The 17,010-nt window shown below is 57.8% G+C and carries 18 protein-coding genes; 15 read left to right on the top strand and 3 right to left on the bottom strand.

Features of this window, described 5'->3' with window-relative positions; all coding sequences use genetic code 11:
- Window positions 1-137: 137 nt before the first annotated feature.
- Window positions 138-1,313, top strand: coding sequence for a type III PLP-dependent enzyme (locus VHE58_05825; protein ID HVS26802.1), 1,176 nt, complete (start codon window positions 138-140; stop codon window positions 1,311-1,313).
- 47 nt (window positions 1,314-1,360) lie between these two features.
- Here VHE58_05825 and VHE58_05830 read toward each other — a convergent pair whose 3' ends face one another.
- Complete coding sequence (locus VHE58_05830) at window positions 1,361-1,897, bottom strand: dihydrofolate reductase (protein HVS26803.1); 537 nt, start codon at window positions 1,895-1,897, stop codon at window positions 1,361-1,363.
- 68 nt (window positions 1,898-1,965) lie between these two features.
- Here VHE58_05830 and VHE58_05835 point away from each other — a divergent pair, with 68 nt between their 5' ends.
- The 5 genes from VHE58_05835 to VHE58_05855 all read left to right on the top strand — a co-directional run bounded on the left by VHE58_05835 (window position 1,966) and on the right by VHE58_05855 (window position 6,593).
- Window positions 1,966-3,405: an ATP-binding protein gene (locus VHE58_05835; protein HVS26804.1), complete on the top strand. Its 1,440-nt coding sequence runs from the start codon at window positions 1,966-1,968 to the stop codon at window positions 3,403-3,405.
- Entirely contained in the window at window positions 3,402-3,965 is a 564-nt protein-coding gene (locus VHE58_05840; GenBank protein ID HVS26805.1) for a hypothetical protein, read from the top strand. The genes VHE58_05835 and VHE58_05840 overlap by 4 nt, the downstream gene beginning before the upstream one ends.
- A complete protein-coding gene (locus VHE58_05845; protein ID HVS26806.1) occupies window positions 3,962-5,317 on the top strand; it encodes a sigma 54-interacting transcriptional regulator in 1,356 nt (451 codons plus the stop codon). Before VHE58_05840 ends, VHE58_05845 begins: the two co-directional genes overlap by 4 nt.
- Before the next feature lie 223 nt (window positions 5,318-5,540).
- Entirely contained in the window at window positions 5,541-6,035 is a 495-nt protein-coding gene (locus VHE58_05850; protein HVS26807.1) for a BON domain-containing protein, read from the top strand.
- A gap of 24 nt (window positions 6,036-6,059) precedes the next feature.
- Window positions 6,060-6,593 (top strand): hypothetical protein, encoded by a 534-nt coding sequence (locus VHE58_05855; protein HVS26808.1) that lies wholly within the window; start codon window positions 6,060-6,062, stop codon window positions 6,591-6,593.
- Window positions 6,594-6,648: 55 nt separating this feature from the next.
- Here the strand turns inward: VHE58_05855 and VHE58_05860 are convergent, their stop codons facing one another.
- Window positions 6,649-7,443, bottom strand: a complete 795-nt coding sequence (locus VHE58_05860; protein HVS26809.1) for a thymidylate synthase — start codon at window positions 7,441-7,443, stop codon at window positions 6,649-6,651.
- Between the two features lie 80 nt (window positions 7,444-7,523).
- On the opposite strand from VHE58_05860, the gene VHE58_05865 reads away from it, so the two are divergent.
- Both VHE58_05865 and VHE58_05870 read left to right on the top strand, forming a co-directional pair.
- Window positions 7,524-8,972, top strand: coding sequence for a leucyl aminopeptidase family protein (locus tag VHE58_05865; protein ID HVS26810.1), 1,449 nt, complete (start codon window positions 7,524-7,526; stop codon window positions 8,970-8,972).
- Between the two features lie 525 nt (window positions 8,973-9,497).
- Window positions 9,498-9,689, top strand: a complete 192-nt coding sequence (locus VHE58_05870) for a hypothetical protein (GenBank protein HVS26811.1) — start codon at window positions 9,498-9,500, stop codon at window positions 9,687-9,689.
- A gap of 47 nt (window positions 9,690-9,736) precedes the next feature.
- On the opposite strand, the gene VHE58_05875 is transcribed toward VHE58_05870, so the two are convergent.
- The gene (locus VHE58_05875; GenBank protein ID HVS26812.1) at window positions 9,737-9,925 is read right to left on the bottom strand and encodes a hypothetical protein; all 189 of its coding nucleotides are present in this window, start codon (window positions 9,923-9,925) and stop codon (window positions 9,737-9,739) included.
- Window positions 9,926-9,995: 70 nt separating this feature from the next.
- Here VHE58_05875 and aroC point away from each other — a divergent pair, with 70 nt between their 5' ends.
- From aroC to VHE58_05910, 7 genes are all read left to right on the top strand, one after another.
- Complete coding sequence (aroC, locus tag VHE58_05880) at window positions 9,996-11,156, top strand: chorismate synthase (protein HVS26813.1); 1,161 nt, start codon at window positions 9,996-9,998, stop codon at window positions 11,154-11,156.
- Between the two features lie 19 nt (window positions 11,157-11,175).
- A complete protein-coding gene (locus VHE58_05885; protein HVS26814.1) occupies window positions 11,176-12,336 on the top strand; it encodes an MFS transporter in 1,161 nt (386 codons plus the stop codon).
- 67 nt (window positions 12,337-12,403) lie between these two features.
- On the top strand, window positions 12,404-13,819 hold the full coding sequence (gene leuC, locus VHE58_05890) for a 3-isopropylmalate dehydratase large subunit (GenBank protein ID HVS26815.1): 1,416 nt from the start codon (window positions 12,404-12,406) through the stop codon (window positions 13,817-13,819).
- A gap of 14 nt (window positions 13,820-13,833) precedes the next feature.
- A complete protein-coding gene (locus tag VHE58_05895) occupies window positions 13,834-13,971 on the top strand; it encodes an entericidin A/B family lipoprotein (protein HVS26816.1) in 138 nt (45 codons plus the stop codon).
- On the top strand, window positions 13,971-14,609 hold the full coding sequence (gene leuD, locus VHE58_05900; protein HVS26817.1) for a 3-isopropylmalate dehydratase small subunit: 639 nt from the start codon (window positions 13,971-13,973) through the stop codon (window positions 14,607-14,609). Before VHE58_05895 ends, leuD begins: the two co-directional genes overlap by 1 nt.
- A 187-nt stretch (window positions 14,610-14,796) precedes the next feature.
- Window positions 14,797-15,861, top strand: a complete 1,065-nt coding sequence (gene leuB / locus VHE58_05905; protein ID HVS26818.1) for a 3-isopropylmalate dehydrogenase — start codon at window positions 14,797-14,799, stop codon at window positions 15,859-15,861.
- A gap of 98 nt (window positions 15,862-15,959) precedes the next feature.
- Window positions 15,960-16,985 carry an aspartate-semialdehyde dehydrogenase gene (locus tag VHE58_05910; protein HVS26819.1) on the top strand — a complete coding sequence of 342 codons (1,026 nt, stop codon included), beginning with the start codon at window positions 15,960-15,962 and terminating at the stop codon, window positions 16,983-16,985.
- Window positions 16,986-17,010: the final 25 nt, after the last annotated feature.

A 17,010-nucleotide genomic window follows, 5' to 3' on the forward strand; every position in this document is an offset into this window, starting at 1 on the left:
CATTTTCTATTGCGCAGCACCTGGCTCTAGAGGAGGTCATCATGACAAGCAAGAGGAAATACTTCAGCGTGGTTTACAACGAACTGATTAATGTTCACATTCCAGTGACGTAGCGCCTCGACTGAAGGAGTCCCTCAATGCAAATGCGCACTGCTGCTGTACGACGAAGAATCAAACACGAAGAAATCTTCGATACACATCCCGAAGTAAGCCTGGATTTTGAGCACGTCCGGCAAGCCCTCGCCAAGGGTTACAGCAAGCCTTTCCTGCTCGTCGATACCGACATCGTCCGCACCAAAATCCGTCGTTTCCAAGCCGCTTTGCCGCGCGTGCATCCGCACTACGCGGTGAAAGCCAATCCTCATCCGCAAGTGCTGAAGACCATGATTGCGGAAGGCACAGGCTTTGAAATCGCCTCCATCGCCGAGCTCGACATCCTGCTCGGCCTGGGCGTGGCGGCCGGTGGAATCTATTACAGCAACCCGATGAAGTCGCGGCAGTACATCGAGTATGCGGCGGCCAAGGGCGTGGAATGGTATGTGATCGACAGCGTGGAAGAACTGCGCAAGATCGTGAGCGTGAAGCAGGATGCGAAACTGTATTTGCGCATCGACACCCCCAACATCGGCAGCGATTGGCCGCTTTCCGGCAAGTTCGGCGCGCATCCGACCGAAGTGCGCGAAATGATCCGCGCCGCGGTGGAACTGAAAGCCGATCTCGCGGGCGTCACTTTCCATGTCGGTTCGCAGTGCCGCAATCCGCAGAACTGGCGGGTCGGCATCGAGAACGCGCTGAAAGTGTTCCAGCAAATGCGCGTAGCGGGCATGAATCCGCGGCTTCTCAACATCGGCGGCGGCTATCCGGTGCGCCATGTGAAGCCGATTCCCTCAATCGAGAAAATCGGCGAAGTGGTGAACGAAGCGATTGCCCGGGTGCCGGAAACCGTCCGTATCATGGCCGAGCCCGGACGCTATCTGGTCTCCGACGCCGCGTATTTCGTGTGCCGCGTGGTCGGCACCGCGACCCGCGCGGGCAAGCGCTGGATGTACTGGGACGCCGGCGTGTTCGGCGGCATCATCGAAACCCAGGAAGGTCTGATTTATGAAGTGCGCACCGACCGCAACGGCCGGCTCGTTCCCTGGGTGGTGGCGGGCCCGACCTGCGATTCGATGGACGTGCTGATGCGCGATCATTTGCTGCCGGAAGACGTGCAAGAAGGCGATTACATCTACATTCCCAACGCCGGCGCGTACACCAGCTCCTACGCCAGCAACTTCAACGGCTTCCCGCTGCCGGATGTAATCGTTATCTAGTTTTTAATGCGACAAAGCGGATTGCGGCCCGTGCCGCAATCCGCTTTTTATTTGTGGTGCACTGAAAAGATGTAATCGTACGGATTTTTTTCGTCGGCTTTAAATTCTTCTTTCGATATTTGTTTCCAGCCCCTTAAGTCGAAATCGGGCATGATAGTGTCGCCTTCGATTTCCGCCTGCACCGTGGTGAGATAAATCCGGTTGGCAAGCAGCAGCGCCTCTTTAAACAACTGCGCGCCGCCGATGATGAAAATTTCCTCATCGTTGCCGCAGGCCGCAATCGCCGCCTGCAATGAACCCACCACGATGGCGCCGGGCACCCGGTATTTGCGGTCGTGCGTCACAATCACCGTGGTGCGGCCGGGCAAAAGCCGATTCAGCGATTCGTAAGTCTTGCGCCCCATGACAATGTGGTGGCTCATGGTGAGTGATTTGAACATCTGCAATTCGCGCGGCAGGCGCCAGGGAATGCGGTTACTCCTGCCGATCACGCGGTTTTTTGCCATCGCGGCGATGATTGAAATATGCCGTTTTGTCAAATGGGGTGCCAAGGGTGTGAGCAATGTCGCAGAGGGTTTGGCCACGGTTATGTTATTGTATTGCCGGAATGGAGATTTTACGCGAATTATAAATCACGCTGGCGGTTCCCACAGTGAAGCTCTACTACCCCAAATCATTTCTGCAGCTGATTCTGCTGGGTTTTGTCCTGGTGTCCGTGCCGCTGGTTTTCGCTTTTTTCAACGCCGCACTGTACGTTGATCGGCTCGCCAACCAGAGCCAGAAGGCGGTGTACCAGGCGGTGCAGGTGACCCAGGGCAACCGCATCCTGGTCGAGCAGCTCACGCAATTGGAGCGCACGGTACGCCAGTTCATCATTCTCGGCGACCAGAGCCTGCTCGAGGGCTACGCCAAGACGCACCAGAACTTCCGCGAGACCGCATTTGAACTTGCGCGACTGCCGCTCGACGAGGCGCAGAAAAAAGCGCTGGACGAGCTGGTGGAGCGGGAGCAAAAGCTCTATGCCGGCTTGCAAAAAAATCCGCAAGACCCTGGCACCAGCAAGTCCATGGCGCTGGAGTACGTATTGCTCTCCGATCTTGCCCAATCCATTCTGGCGCAAAGCAACCTGCTGATTGACCGCGAAGTGGATGTGCTGCAACAGACCGCGGCACAGGCGCAACGGATTCTGCTGTGGCAGGTGCTGGCGTCCATCCCGATTGCCATCCTGCTGGCGGTGGGTTTCACTATTCTTATCGCGCGGCCGATCCACCAGCTTGACAATGCGATCCGCCAGCTGGGGGGCGAGCATTTTTCCTCGACCATCGAAGTGAAAGGGCCGCAGGATCTGGAGAACCTCGGGCAGCGGCTCGACTGGCTGCGGCAGCGGCTGATTGAGCTCGAGCAGCAGAAAACCCGTTTCTTGAGGCATGTATCGCACGAACTGAAAACGCCGCTTACCGCGATCCGCGAAGGCAGCGAACTGTTGAACGATGAAGTGGCGGGGAAATTGAGCGGAGAGCAGCGGGAAATCACCTCCATCCTGCGCCAAAACAGCCTACAATTACAGAAACTGATTGAAGATTTGCTGAGCTACCATACCAGCAAGTTCCGCAACACCGCTCTCGACCTGAAGGCGGTCGACCTCAAAAACATCGTGGATAAAGTGGCAGAAGACCAGAAGCTGGCGCTGGTGTCGAAAAACCTGCAACTGCAAACGATTTGCTGCGAAACCACTTTTTTGGGGGATCAGGAAAAGCTGCGAGTAATCGTTGATAATTTGCTATCGAATGCCATCAAATACTCTCCGCAAGGCGGAACGATACAGATCAACCTGGAGCGCGACGACAAAATGCTGCAGCTTGATGTGATTGACGGCGGCCTGGGCATTGCCGAGGAAGACAAAAGCCGGGTGTTCGATGAGTTTTATCAGGGCCGGCCGGCGGCCAACAGCGCGGTCAAGGGCAGCGGCCTCGGCCTGGCAATAGCAAGAGAGCATGTGGTGGCGCATGGTGGCAATATCGAAATCATGGACAGCAACGCATCAGGCGCGCATTTCCGCGTGACCTTGCCGTGCAGGCGGGCGGGCGAATGACAGCGAAGCGTTCCTTCCAGGGAATCGCCACGCTGTTTTTGTGCGGCGTGCTGTTGAGCGCCTGCTCTTTGATCAAGGAGGGTCTTGAACGCCCGGTCTATACCGCCAGCGATGCGGACGCTTATCTCGCTTATTTCCGCTATGCTTCCAACCTTTCCAATGATGACCTCAAAAAGGAATACGCGGCGGCGAGCCAGGTTTACGGCAAGAGCAAAAGCGACGGCAGTCGTTTGCAGCTGGCCCTGCTGCTTTCCATGCCCGCCGCGGGTTTTCGCGACGATGCGCGGGCGCTGGGGCTTCTCAAGGAAGTGGTCGCCAACAAAGCCAATGACAATATCCAGCTCAAGGATTTCGCGCTGCTGCTCTCCACTCATATCGCCGAGCACAAGAAGCAGGAAGACAAAATCATGAGCGAACAGGGGCGCGCCGAAGAACTGGAGCAGAAGCTCAAGAGCGAACAGGGGCGCGCCGAAGAACTGGAGCAGAAGCTCGAGGCGCTGAAAGGCATTGAGCGCAGCATCATCGAGCGGCAGCAAACACAACCGGCGAAGATAAAATGAACAAGGCTCGGATACTTTTGGTGGACGACGACCCCGGCCTGCTGCGCCTGATATCGCTGCGGCTGAATGCTTCGGGCTACCAGGTGGAAACCGCGGAAAGCGGCGAGCAGGCGCTGGCCCGGCTTTCCGTTTCCGCGCCGCAACTGGTGATTACCGATTTGCGCATGGGCGGAATGGACGGCATCGCGCTTTTCGATGCGATTCACAGGGTGAGCCCGACGCTGCCGGTGATTATTCTCACCGCACACGGCTCGATTCCCGAAGCGGTGGATGCCACCAAGTGCGGGGTGTTCGGCTTTCTCACCAAACCGTTCGAAAGCAAGGCGCTGCTTGAGCAAGTCGAAGCGGCGTTGAAGCTGGGTGGTGCAATGGGGGTGAGCAGCGGCGAGGGCGACAGCGTCTGGCGCAAGGATATTCTCACCCGCAGTCCGGCGATGGAAGACGTGCTGTCGCAAGCGCGGCTGGTGGCGGAGAGCGACGCCAGCGTCTTGATTCACGGTGATTCCGGTACCGGCAAGGAGCTGCTGGCGCAGGCGATTCACCGCGCGAGTGCCCGCAACGGCAAACCGTTTGTCGCCATCAACTGCGGCGCGATTCCAGAGAATCTGCTGGAGTCCGAGCTTTTCGGCTACAGCAAGGGTTCGTTCACCGGCGCGACGCAGGACCGCAAAGGCCTGTTCCAGGCGGCGCACGGCGGCACGCTGTTTCTCGATGAAATCGGCGACATGCCGCTCGCGCTGCAGGTAAAGCTCCTGCGCGTGTTGCAGGAGAAGCAATTGCGGCCGGTGGGCTCGACGCAAAGCATGCCGGTGGATGTGCGCATCATTTCCGCTACGCACCGCAAACTCGAAGAGGAAATGGCGGCGGGGAGATTCCGCGAGGATTTGTTTTACCGCCTGAACGTGGTGTCGCTCAGGATTCCGGCATTGTCTTCCCGCCGTGAGGATATTCCTCTGCTCGCCGGGCAGTTTTTGCAAAACCTGGCCGGCAAGTACAGCAAGAAGATAAGCAGCTTTGCTCCGGACGCGCTGCAGCTTCTGGTGGGTGCGTCCTGGCCCGGCAATGTGCGGCAATTGCTCAACGTGGTGGAGCAGGCGGTGGCTTTGTGCACGACCCGCATTGTGCCGCTCACCCTGGTGCAAAAAGCGCTGCAGGATGAAGAAAGCCATCTGTCCTCGCTCGATGAAGCGAAGAAACGCTTCGAGCGCGAATATCTTTCGCAATTGCTGAAAATCACCGATGGCAATGTTTCGCAGGCGGCGCGGCTCGCCAAGCGCAACCGCACCGAGTTTTACAAGCTGTTAAAACGCCACGCGCTTGATCCCGTGCTGTTCAAAAACCCCCACGCCTAAAAAGGTTCGCGCTGTCGTCGTTTGGCGACAACAGAAGCCTTCATCAATCAATCACATAAATGCCACACCCGTTGGGCTGTCGTTGCCCAGCGACATTTTTGCCGCCTGTTTTAAGCAAATAGAGTTGTTTTTAAAGGATTTTTATTTTGGCACGAGGGCTGCTGATCCATGGTAAAGGTTGGCGGCAGTCGCGCCGACCCGATGGAAGCAATGGAGGCAGATTATGAGTATCCTTTTTTGCAAAACCGTGTTCGCCTGCGTGTTGCTGGCGAGCGTGCCGGCGTTTGCCGACGATGAGCTGGCGCAAATCAATCCCAATACCGAAGCGTTTTTCAAAAAATACGACGCCAATCACGACGGCTTTCTCACCCGGCGGGAACTGAAAGGACGCCGTGACCTGTTGCGCGTATTTGACGAAGCGGACGCCGATCATGACGGCAAACTCGATCTGGATGAGTACGCCGCCGCGGAAGTGACGCTGCATCGCGCCAAAGCGGAACGCTTCGCCGAAGACAGCCTGATCACCGCGCGCGTCAAGGCCGCCATGTTGAAGGACCCCGACATCAAGTCGCTCGACGTGAGCGTGGACACCTACCGCGGCCATGTGCTGCTCTCCGGCTTTGTCGAGGATCAGGAGCAGGTGCACAAGGCGGAACGCATCGCGTCCGGTGTGCGCGGCGTGGTATCGGTGAAGAACGCCCTGATTGTAAAGATTTAGATAAATCGTTAAGGAGGGAATACCGTGCAGAAGCTGCCATTCAAAACCAGTCCATTGGTTATCATCGCTGCGGTTTCGGTGATCATTTCCAGCCTTATCGGAATTGCCGCGATCGCCGGCCATATCCCCAGTGTCAGTTCCAAAATCAATGAAGCGGATGCGGCGCGGGCCGAACTGCAAAGCGGCAAGCCCTTTGTCTCAAGCGTGGTGCCGTTAGACGCAAAAAGTGCGCCGACGCAGCACCTGGTGGAAGCGGTAAAAGCCTGCCCAAACTGCGGGGTGATCGAATCCATCACGGCGAATCAAGAAAAAGGCGACGCCTATGCCGTCCACGAAGTCGAGAAGAACGTGAACAAGAAAATCACTTACCAGGTCAAGGTGCGCATGAATAACGGCACTTACCGCGTCGTTTCACAGCAAGACCAACCCGTTTTCCGTGTCGGCGAGAAAGTCAAAATCGTCAACGGCACAGTAGTTCAATTCGAAAAGGTAAGGATGATGGACAAAAACCTGATATTTGGGCTGATGCTGGCTACGTTAACAAGTCAGGTTTTTTGAAGGATCGGGGCCTAAGGGGCGGAAGCAATTCCGCCCCTTGTTGTTTTCGGCGGGGCTAGACCGCGATCGGTGCCTTGATCGCGGGATGAGGCTCGTAGTCTTCTAGAGTGAAATCCTGGTATTTAAAGTCGAATATATTTTTTACCGCAGGATTGATGTTCATCATCGGCAGTTTCTTTGGCTGCCGTGACAATTGCTCGCGCGCCTGCTCGAGATGGTTGAGATAAAGATGCGCGTCGCCGAAGGTATGCACAAATTCGCCGGGCTTCAATTCGCATATCTGCGCCACCATCAGCGTGAGCAGCGAATAGGAAGCAATGTTGAACGGCACGCCGAGAAACATATCGGCGCTTCTCTGGTAAAGCTGGCAGGAAAGTTTGCCTTGCGCCACGTAAAACTGGAAGAAAGCATGGCAGGGCAGCAGCGCCATCTTGTCGAGGTCGGCGACGTTCCAGGCCGAAACTAAGAGCCGGCGCGAATCCGGATTTCTCCTTATTTCCTCGATGATCTTCGCAATCTGGTCGATGTGCCGTCCATCGGGCGCGGGCCAGGAGCGCCATTGGTAGCCGTACACCGGGCCGAGATTGCCGTTTTCATCCGCCCACTCATCCCAGATGGTAACGCCGTTTTCTTTCAGATATTTGGTATTGGTCTCGCCTTTGAGAAACCACAGCAGCTCGTGGATGATGGATTTGAGATGGATTTTTTTAGTGGTGAGGAGCGGGAAACCTGCATTCAAATCGAAGCGCAGCTGATGGCCGAAAACGCTCAAGGTGCCGGTGCCGGTGCGGTCATTTTTCCTCGTCCCATTCTCGAGGATGTGCTGCATCAGGTTCAAATACTGCCGCATATCAGCGCCGATGTTCGTAAACGGGTAGCTTGGTTATAATCTCAAGTTCCTTATCATTTTACCCCAACCAAGGACTTTTCATGCTGGCGAGGCTCGAGCCGCATTCCGCAAACCTTTCCGCAACAGCATTGCGGAAAACAGCGCATGTCTTGTTTGTGCTGCCCAAGGTGAAAACGCTTCCGGATGTGCCGGCTGATGAAACCTTGCGCGCCCAGTTCAGGCGCCGCGGCTTGAGGCCGGAGGAACTGGCGCAGACGCCTTTGTGCGCCACGCTCCCGCACGGCGGGCTGGCGGCTTGGGTCATGCTCGATGCTTCCAAACCGGTATTCGAACAGCAAACCGTGCTGCGCAAGGCGCTGCAGCCGCTCCTGGAAGAGAACCCGCAAACGCTTTGCATCTCGGTGCATGGCAACGGGCAGCAGCGGGCGCAGGCGGCGCAGCGGGCTGTTTATGCGGCATGGGTGAATGGTGCGAAACTTCCCAGCAGAAAAAGCAAAACCAAAGCTAAGCCGCTCGCCAGAATCAAACTTCATGGTTGCGGGAATCGAAATGAATTCAATGCACTTCGGGCGCAGGCGGAAGGCAATCTGCTATGCCGCGAGCTCACCGTGCTGCCGCCCAACGAGCTGACGCCGGGCGCGTACCGCAAGCGCATCAGGGAACTCGCCAAGGACTGCGGCTGGCGGCATGAGGAATACGATCTCAGGAAATTGCGCAGGATGGGTGCCGGCGCGTTTGTCGCCGTGGCGCAGGGCAGCCACGAGGGGGACGCCGCCATTGTGCATTTGCGTTACCGCCATCCGCAAGCAAGACAAACGCTGGCGCTGGTGGGCAAAGGCATCTGTTTTGACACCGGCGGACATAATCTGAAACCCGCGCGCTACATGCAGGGGATGCATGAGGACATGAACGGCTCGGCGGTCTGCCTTGGCATTTTGCTCGCCGCAACTCGCGCCAAGCTGCCGGTGAACATCGAGTGCTGGCTGGCGATTGCGCAAAACCACATCGGGCCCAAGGCTTACAAGCAAAACGAAGTGGTGAAGGCGCTGAACGGCACCACCATCGAAATCGTGCATACCGACGCCGAGGGGCGCATGGTGCTGGCCGATACGTTGACGCTGGCGGCAAAAGCCAAGCCCTCACTGATTATCGATTTCGCCACTCTTACCGGCAGCATGGGCGTCGCTTTGGGCGAGCGCTATTCCGGCGTGCTTGGCAACCGCGAGGAATGGCTTGTGCGAGCGGTGCGGGCGGGCAAGTTGAGCGGCGAGCGGGTGTGCGCGTTTCCGCTGGATGAGGATTACGAGCAGCCGCTGGAGAGCAAAATTGCCGATATCAAGCAATGCGCCATGGACAGCGAAGCCGACCACATACTCGCCGCGCGCTTCCTCAAGCGTTTTGTGAATAACTTGCCGTGGCTGCACATGGATTTGTCGGCGAGCAGTTGCAAAGGGGGCTTAGGCGCGGTGGGAACCGATGTCACCGGCTTTGGGGTCGGCTGGGGGTTGGAAATGCTAAGGAACCTCTGATTAAGTCCCACGCAGTTGCGACGGCGGTTTTCCGGAAGGGGATGCGCGAAGCGAGGCGTAGCCAAGGGTCATCCCCCTTGGCAAGCCGAGCGACAAAGCAGAGACCGCCCGGACAAGCGCCCCGGACTCGGTCTCGCGAAGCGTGGTGCGGGCAGGGGCGCAAGCTGCCGCAAGAATCACTGTTAAACGGGGCGCTCATGCTGCCGCTCCCGCACCGAAGCTTCGCTCACCGTGTCGCGGCAGCCGTCCCTCCGGGTTGCGGTAAAATGCGGTGTCTGCGTCGTGCTCGCCGGAGCGTGGAGCCTCGGGTACGTGCGACCGCGAAGGCGAGCGCTGGCCCGCTCCGCTGCACAGCTTCGCAGGTGCGGACGCTACGCGGGCCCTCCTCGGTGTCGTAGTCCTAGCTACGACCTTCGTTGCGCGCCTCGCATTCATCCGCATTTTGCCAGCAACGCAATCTGCGGAGGACTTAATCAGAGGCTCCCTAGCCTTAAGGCATGACTGAATTTATGCAGGAGAAAGCACATGAAACTGTTCACTAACCTCGCCATTGCGCTTTTGATCCTGATTGCGATCGTGCATCTATTGAGGCTTGTTTTTGGCTGGGAGGTCACCCTGAACGGCATGGTGGTTCCCATGTGGGTGAGCGTATTGGGGCTATTAATTCCCGGCGCGCTGGCTTTTTTCCTCTGGCGCGAGAGCCGCGAGAACAAGTAGCCGCTGCGCCAGGATGATTTTGCCGCTGGCGGTCATCAGCACCACCTTCATTTTGATTTCCGGTCCCACACATAGCGCACGAAGCGCTGCCAGCGGTTTTGCTTTTGCAAAAGCGCATTGCGCGTTTTCCGCGCTTCACGGTCGCGCTGCAGGCTCAGTTTCACCTGCTTATGTATTTGCCGCAGAGTCAGTCCACCGGGGCCGGTGGTTTTGTCGGGGTCGGGTTTTGGGCTCATGGCAGTGCTGTCTCGGGCGGGGCTTAGTCGGATATGCTAAACTTTGCGCTGTTTTTTTGCGAGTGAAATCATGTCCGGCAACACCTTGGGGCGACTTTTTTGCGTGTCTTCCTTCGGCGAATCACACGGGCCGGCGATCGGCTGCGTAGTGGATGGCTGCCCGCCCGGAATGGCGCTCTCCGCCGAGGATATCCAAAAGGAACTCGACCGGCGCAAGCCCGGCACCTCGCGCCATGTCACGCAGCGGCGCGAATCCGACACGGTGGAAATCCTCTCCGGCGTGTTTGAAGGCAAAACCACCGGCACGCCGATTGCGCTCCTGATTCGCAACGAGGATGCGCGCCCCAAGGATTACAGCGCCATCATGGATACCTTCCGTCCGGGACATGCCGATTACACCTACTGGCAGAAATACGGCATTCGCGATTACCGCGGCGGCGGCCGGCAGTCGGCGCGCGAAACCGCGGTGCGCGTTGCGGCGGCGGCGATTGCAAAAAAATGGCTGCGCGAAAAATACGGTGTGATGATCCGCGGCTACATGTCGCAGCTGGGTCCGATCGAAATCCCGTTCAAAACATGGGACGCGGTGAACAGCAATCCGTTCTTCGCCGCGGACGCGAGCTTGGTGCCCAAGCTTGAGGAGTTCATGGACAAGCTAAGGAAATCGGGCGATTCCTGCGGTGCGAAAATTACAACGATTGCCGGGCATGTGCCGGTGGGCTGGGGCGAGCCGGTGTACGACAAGCTCGACGCCGACATCGCCTATGCCATGATGAGCATCAACGCGGTGAAAGGCGTGGAAATCGGCGCGGGCTTCGCCAGCGTGGAACAGAAAGGCAGCGAGCATTCCGATGAAATGACGCCCGAAGGTTTTCTGTCGAACAACGCTGGCGGCATCCTCGGCGGCATTTCCACCGGCCAGGACATCGTGGTCAATATCGCGGTGAAGCCCACCTCCAGCATTCGGCTCCCGCGCCGCTCCATAGACAAGCAGGGCAAGCCCGCTATCGTCGAAACGCACGGCCGCCACGATCCTTGCGTCGGCATCCGCGCCACTCCCATCGCCGAAGCCATGCTGGCGCTGGTGCTGATGGATCATGCGCTGCGCCACCGCGCGCAAAACGCTGATGTGAAATGTCCCACGCCCAAAATTCCGGCAAAGGCCGGCAAAAGCGCAGCTTCAAAGGGCAAAGTTGTGCACAAGGAAAATCCCGAGCCGGATGAGGCTTAAATTTTTGAGTCGCCCTGCGGTGTCTCCACGGAACGCTGCGAGAAACTTTCCCTACTGGCGCCTTTCCAGCTTCTACTTTTTTTATTTTACCTTCGTCGGCGCGTTTTCCCCCTACTGGAGCCTGTACCTCAAATCGCTGGATTTCGACGCCGCTGAAATCGGCGTGCTGATGTCGCTGCTTCTAGTGATGCGCATTTTCGCACCCACGCTGTGGGGCTGGCTGGCAGATCACACGGGAAAACGCGTCGGCATTGTGCAGATTGGCGCCGCGCTTAGCGTCCTCTGTTATCTCGGCGTGTTTTTCGGCACCAGCTTCTGGTGGATGTTCGTGGTGATGGCGCTCATCAGCTTTTTTTGGAGCGCCTCACTGCCGCTGGTGGAAGCGACAACCTTGAGCCATCTTGGCGACAGCAGCGCGAGCTACGGGCAGGTGAGGCTGTGGGGTTCCATCGGTTTCATCGCTGCGGTCATTATCATCGGCTATGTGCTAGACATCGCGCCGCTGCGCATTCTGCTGTGGCTGGTGTTGGGCACAATGGCGGGAATTCTATTTTTCTCGCGCTACATCCCCGAAGCGGAAGCCCTCACGCACCATACCGACCATCTGCCGGTATCGCAGATATTCAAGCGCCCTGAAGTGCTGGCGCTGTTTGCCGCCTGTTTCCTGATGGTGGCTGCACACGGGCCGTTCTATACATTTTATTCGCTCTACCTTGTGGCGCACGGCTACAGCAAAAGCGTCATCGGCTGGCTGTGGGCGGTGGGAGTGATTTGCGAGGTCGTGGTGTTCATCTTTATGCCGCATTTGCTGCGGCATTTTTCGCTGGCGCAGATTTTAGGCGTGAGCTTCGCTTCGGCGGTCGCGCGCTTTCTGTTGATCGGCTGGCTGGTGGATTCGGCTGTCGCGATTTTTCTTGCGCAGGTGCTGCACGCCACGACTTTCGGCTCCTACCATGCCGCGGCGGTGGCGGCGATCCACCATTTTTTCCGCGGCCGGCATCAGGCCAAGGGGCAGGCGCTCTACACCAGCCTCACTTTCGGGGCCGGCGGAACCTTCGGCGCGCTGATGAGCGGCTATGCTTGGGAAAGTTTGGGGCCGAGCCTCACCTTCAGCATGGCCTCGTTTTTCGCGCTGTTGGGGCTGATACTGATTAGCTGGAAATTCAGGCTGAAAGCGTGAATTGAAACCTGTTCCTCGCTGTCTCAATATGAGATAATTCCAAGTTTGGTTTTGGACAATTTTCATCATGGGCGCGCAAACTCTTTACGACAAGCTTTGGGCAAGCCATCTGATGCATGAACAGGGCGATGGCACGGCCTTCATTTACATCGACCGCCATCTGGTGCACGAAGTCACCAGCCCGCAGGCGTTCGAGGGGCTGAAGCTCGCCGGAAGAAAACCCTGGCGCATGGACTCGGTGGTGGCGACCGCCGATCACAATACGCCGACCATGGATTGGGACGAAGGGATCAAAGACCCGGTTTCGCGCCTGCAGGTCGAGACGTTGGACGCCAACATCCGCCGGTATGGCGCCAAAGCCTACTTTCCTTTCCGCGACAAGCAGCAGGGCATCGTGCATGTGATCGGCCCGGAGCAGGGCGCGACGCTGCCCGGCATGACGGTGGTGTGCGGCGACTCGCACACCAGCACCCACGGCGCCTTCGCCGCGCTCGCTTTCGGTATCGGTACCTCGGAAGTCGAGCATGTGCTGGCAACGCAATGCCTGCAGATGAAAAAATCCAAGGCGATGCAGATTGTCGTGGAAGGCGAGCTTGGCCGCGGCGTGACGGCGAAAGACATCGTGCTCGCCATCATCGGCAAAATCGGCACCGCCGGCGGCACCGGCTACGTGATTGAATATGCTGGCAGCGTCATCCGGGCTTTAAGCATGGAAGCGCGGATGACGATTTGCAACATGTCCATCGAAGCCGGCGCGCGCGCCGGCATGATGGCGGTGGACGACATCACCGTAAACTACATCAAGAACCGACCCTTCGCGCCGAAAGGCGAGTTGTGGGACAAGGCTATGGCGTATTGGAAGACGCTCAGGAGCGACGAAGACGCGCGCTTCGACAAGGTCGTGAATTTGAACGCAACCGGAATCAAGCCGCAGGTGACCTGGGGCACTTCGCCTGAAATGGTGGGCACGGTGGATGACCGTGTTCCCGACCCCGCGCGCGAGTCCAATCCGGTGAAGCGCGAGGCGATGGAAAGGGCGCTGAAATACATGGGGCTGCAGCCGAACACGCCGATTCAGGAGATCAAGCTCGACAAGATTTTTATCGGCTCGTGCACCAATTCGCGCATCGAGGATTTGCGCGCGGTGGCGCAAATCGTGCGTGGCAAACATGTTGCGGCCAGCATCAAGCAGGCGCTGGTAGTGCCGGGCTCCGGCCTGGTCAAGCGCCAGGCGGAAGCGGAAGGGCTCGACCGAATTTTCCGCGAGGCCGGCTTTGAGTGGCGCGAGCCGGGCTGCTCGATGTGTTTGGGCATGAATGACGACCGCCTGCAGCCGGGCGAGCGCTGCGCCTCGACCTCGAACCGCAATTTCGAGGGGCGGCAGGGCGCGGGCGGCAGAACCCACCTGGTGAGCCCGCAAATGGCGGCGGCGGCGGCGATTGCCGGGCATTTTGTCGACGTGCGCGGAAAATTATGGTGGTAGAGAAAGGACGAAACATGCTGAGAATCGTTTTGCTTGCAACCGTGCTGGTTGCAGTGCTCGCGAGCTGCAATACTATGGAGGGTTTGGGCAAGGACCTCTCCAAGCTTGGCGACAAGATTGAAAAGAAAGCCGACGATAAGAAAAACTACTGATGGAAAAATTCACCCGGCTTGACGGGCTGGTGGCGCCGCTGGATCGCGCCAATGTCGATACCGACTCCATCATCCCCAAGCAATTTCTGAAATCCATCAAGAAGAGCGGCTTCGGGCCGAATCTATTCGATGCCTGGCGCTACCTCGATACGGGCGAGCCGGGCAAAGACAACCGCGGCCGCCCGTTGAATCCGGATTTCGTGCTGAATGCGCCGCGCTATCAAGGCGCGCAGATTTTGCTTGCGCGCGAAAACTTCGGCTGTGGCTCGTCGCGCGAGCACGCGCCGTGGGCGCTGCTCGATTACGGCTTCCGCGCGCTGATGGCGCCGAGCTACGCCGAAATTTTTTACAGCAACAGTCTGAAAAACGGCTTGCTGCCGATTGTGCTGGACTCCAAAGCGGTGGACCAGTTGTTTCGCGAAGTGGCGGCGCAGTCCGGCTACCGGCTCAAGGTGGATTTGCAGGCGCAGAGCGTAACCACCCCCTCGGGGCAGACTTTCAGCTTCAGCATTGATCCCCACCAAAAGCACTGCCTGCTCAACGGGCTCGACGAAATCGGGCTGACTTTGCAGCACGCCGACAAGATCAAGGCGTTCGAGGCGCAGCACCGCGCCCGCCAACCCTGGCTGTTTTCCTGAGTTTTCACCACAGAAGCACAGAGACCAAAGAAGAAAAACTTAATTTCACAGGATTAACAGGATTCTTCAGGATTCACAAGATTCATCCTGTTAGTCTTGCGAAATCCTGTAAATCCTGTCTATTGAGATTTGGTTTTCTCCGTGCCTTTGTGTCTCTGTGGTTAATGTTTTTTGGGAATTAATTAAGATGAAAATCGCGGTTTTGCCTGGCGACGGCATCGGCACCGAAATCATCGCGCAAGCGGTAAAAGTGTTGCAGCGGCTAGCGCGCGATGGGTTGAAAATTGAAATGGAGTACGCACCGGTTGGCGGCGCGGGCTATGACACGTGCGGCGATCCGCTGCCGGAGGCGACGCTCAGGCTCGCGCAAGCCGCGGATGCGATTTTGTTCGGCGCGGTCGGCGGCTATCAATACGACACGCTGCCGCGCCCGCAGCGGCCGGAGCAGGGTTTGCTGCGCATCCGCAAGGCGCTTGGCGTATTCGCCAATCTGCGCCCGGCGCTTCTATATCCCGAGCTCACCCAGGCTTCCACTTTGAAACCGGAAGTGGTAGCGGGCCTCGACATCATGATTTTGCGCGAGCTGACCGGCGACGTGTACTTCGGTGAGCCCCGCGGGCGAAGAAAGAATGCCAAAGACGATCGCGAAGGTTTTGACACCATGGTGTACTCCGAATCGGAGATCCGCCGCATCGCGCAGGTGGGTTTTAACATCGCGCGAAAACGCAAACGCAAGCTCTGCTCGGTTGACAAAGCCAATGTGCTTGAGACCAGCCAGTTCTGGCGCGAGGTAGTGACGGAAGTGGGAAAGCAATATCCCGACGTCGAGCTTTCGCATATGTTGGTGGACACCGCGGCGATGCAGCTGGTGCGCAACCCCAGGCAGTTCGACGTGATTCTGACCGGCAACCTTTTCGGCGACATTCTGTCCGACCAAGCATCGATGCTGACCGGCTCCATCGGCATGCTGCCTTCGGCCTCGCTCGATGCCAATAACAAGGGGCTTTACGAGCCGATTCATGGCTCGGCGCCGGATATCGCCGGTAAAGACATCGCCAACCCCCTGGCCGCCATCCTCTCGGGGGCGATGATGCTGCGCTATACTTTCAATCTCGAAGAGGCGGCGAGCCGTATCGAGCAGGCGGTGAAAAAAGTGTTGAGGCAGGGCTACCGCACCGCGGATATACTTGAGCCGGGCATGAAGAAGGTCGGCACAGAGGAAATGGGCGACGCGGTCGTTTCCGCCCTGTGATGATTTTTTGAACCGCTGAGGCGCCGAGACGCAGAGAGAACATTTGAATTTCTCAGCGTCTCAGCGGTAAATTAACTGTTGAATCAAGGAAAGGTTAGATGAGCAAGAAGTACGATGTATGTGTGCTGGGTGCGACCGGCGTGGTCGGCGAAGCGATGTTTGCCATTCTGGAAGAGCGCGATTTTCCGGTGTGCAATCTTTATCCGCTGGCCTCTTCGCGTTCCGCAGGTACCTCGATTCGCTTCAAGGGCAAGGACATCGAAGTCATTGATGTGTCCGGCTTCGATTTTTCCAAGGCGCGAATCGGCTTGTTTTCGGCGGGCGCTTCCGTGTCGGCCGAATACGCGCCGAAAGCCGCGGCGGCCGGCTGTGTGGTGATCGACAATACCGCGCAGTTCCGCTACGACAAGGACATCCCGCTAGTGGTGCCGGAAGTAAATCCGCATGCGATTGCCCAGTACAAAAATCGCGGCATCATCGCCAACCCCAACTGCTCGACCATCCAGTTGGTGGTGGCGCTGAAACCGATTTACGATGCGGTGGGAATTGTCCGTATTAATGTTGCGACCTATCAGTCGGTTTCCGGCACCGGCAAGGAAGCGATCGAAGAATTGGCGCAACAGACCCGCGACCTGTTAAACCACAAGGACCCGGTGGCCGAGGTGTATCCCAAGCGCATTGCTTTCAACGTGCTGCCGCATATCGACGCGTTCCAAGACAACGGCTACACCAAGGAAGAAATGAAGATGGTGTGGGAGACCAACAAGATCATGGAAGACAATTCCATTAAGGTGAATCCCACAACTGTGCGGGTGCCGGTGTTCTACGGACACTCCGAGGCGGTGCACCTCGAAACCCGCAAGAAAATCACCGCCAGGGAGGCGACCGAGATTCTCAAAAAAGCACCGGGGGTGGTGGTGCTGGACGAGCGTAAGCCGGGGGGGTATCCCACCCCGGCCACTGAAGCCGCAGGCCGCGACCCGGTGTACGTGGGACGGATCCGCGAGGACATTTCCCACCCGCAGGGGCTCGATTTATGGGTGGTGTCGGACAACGTACGCAAGGGCGCCGCTTTAAACAGCATCCAGATCGCGGAGATTTTAATTGAAAAATATCTGGATTAAGCCATAATGGTAAGAGGGAAGTTGA

It is taken from the genome of Burkholderiales bacterium (assembly GCA_035543335.1).
In the GTDB taxonomy this organism is placed as follows: Bacteria; Pseudomonadota; Gammaproteobacteria; order Burkholderiales; family JAHFRG01; genus JAHFRG01.

Excerpts from the sequence above, each read along its gene's own strand:
- VHE58_05825 (HVS26802.1), top strand. The coding sequence starts at position 138 with ATGCAAATGCGCACTGCTGCTGTACGACGAAGAATCAAACACGAAGAA.
- VHE58_05840 (HVS26805.1), top strand. The coding sequence starts at position 3,402 with ATGACAGCGAAGCGTTCCTTCCAGGGAATCGCCACGCTGTTTTTGTGC.
- VHE58_05845 (HVS26806.1), top strand. The coding sequence starts at position 3,962 with ATGAACAAGGCTCGGATACTTTTGGTGGACGACGACCCCGGCCTGCTG.
- VHE58_05850 (HVS26807.1), top strand. The coding sequence starts at position 5,541 with ATGAGTATCCTTTTTTGCAAAACCGTGTTCGCCTGCGTGTTGCTGGCG.
- VHE58_05860 (HVS26809.1), bottom strand. The coding sequence starts at position 7,443 with ATGCGGCAGTATTTGAACCTGATGCAGCACATCCTCGAGAATGGGACG.
- VHE58_05865 (HVS26810.1), top strand. The coding sequence starts at position 7,524 with ATGCTGGCGAGGCTCGAGCCGCATTCCGCAAACCTTTCCGCAACAGCA.
- VHE58_05870 (HVS26811.1), top strand. The coding sequence starts at position 9,498 with ATGAAACTGTTCACTAACCTCGCCATTGCGCTTTTGATCCTGATTGCG.
- VHE58_05875 (HVS26812.1), bottom strand. The coding sequence starts at position 9,925 with ATGAGCCCAAAACCCGACCCCGACAAAACCACCGGCCCCGGTGGACTG.
- aroC (HVS26813.1), top strand. The coding sequence starts at position 9,996 with ATGTCCGGCAACACCTTGGGGCGACTTTTTTGCGTGTCTTCCTTCGGC.
- leuC (HVS26815.1), top strand. The coding sequence starts at position 12,404 with ATGGGCGCGCAAACTCTTTACGACAAGCTTTGGGCAAGCCATCTGATG.
- VHE58_05895 (HVS26816.1), top strand. The coding sequence starts at position 13,834 with ATGCTGAGAATCGTTTTGCTTGCAACCGTGCTGGTTGCAGTGCTCGCG.
- leuD (HVS26817.1), top strand. The coding sequence starts at position 13,971 with ATGGAAAAATTCACCCGGCTTGACGGGCTGGTGGCGCCGCTGGATCGC.
- leuB (HVS26818.1), top strand. The coding sequence starts at position 14,797 with ATGAAAATCGCGGTTTTGCCTGGCGACGGCATCGGCACCGAAATCATC.
- VHE58_05910 (HVS26819.1), top strand. The coding sequence starts at position 15,960 with ATGAGCAAGAAGTACGATGTATGTGTGCTGGGTGCGACCGGCGTGGTC.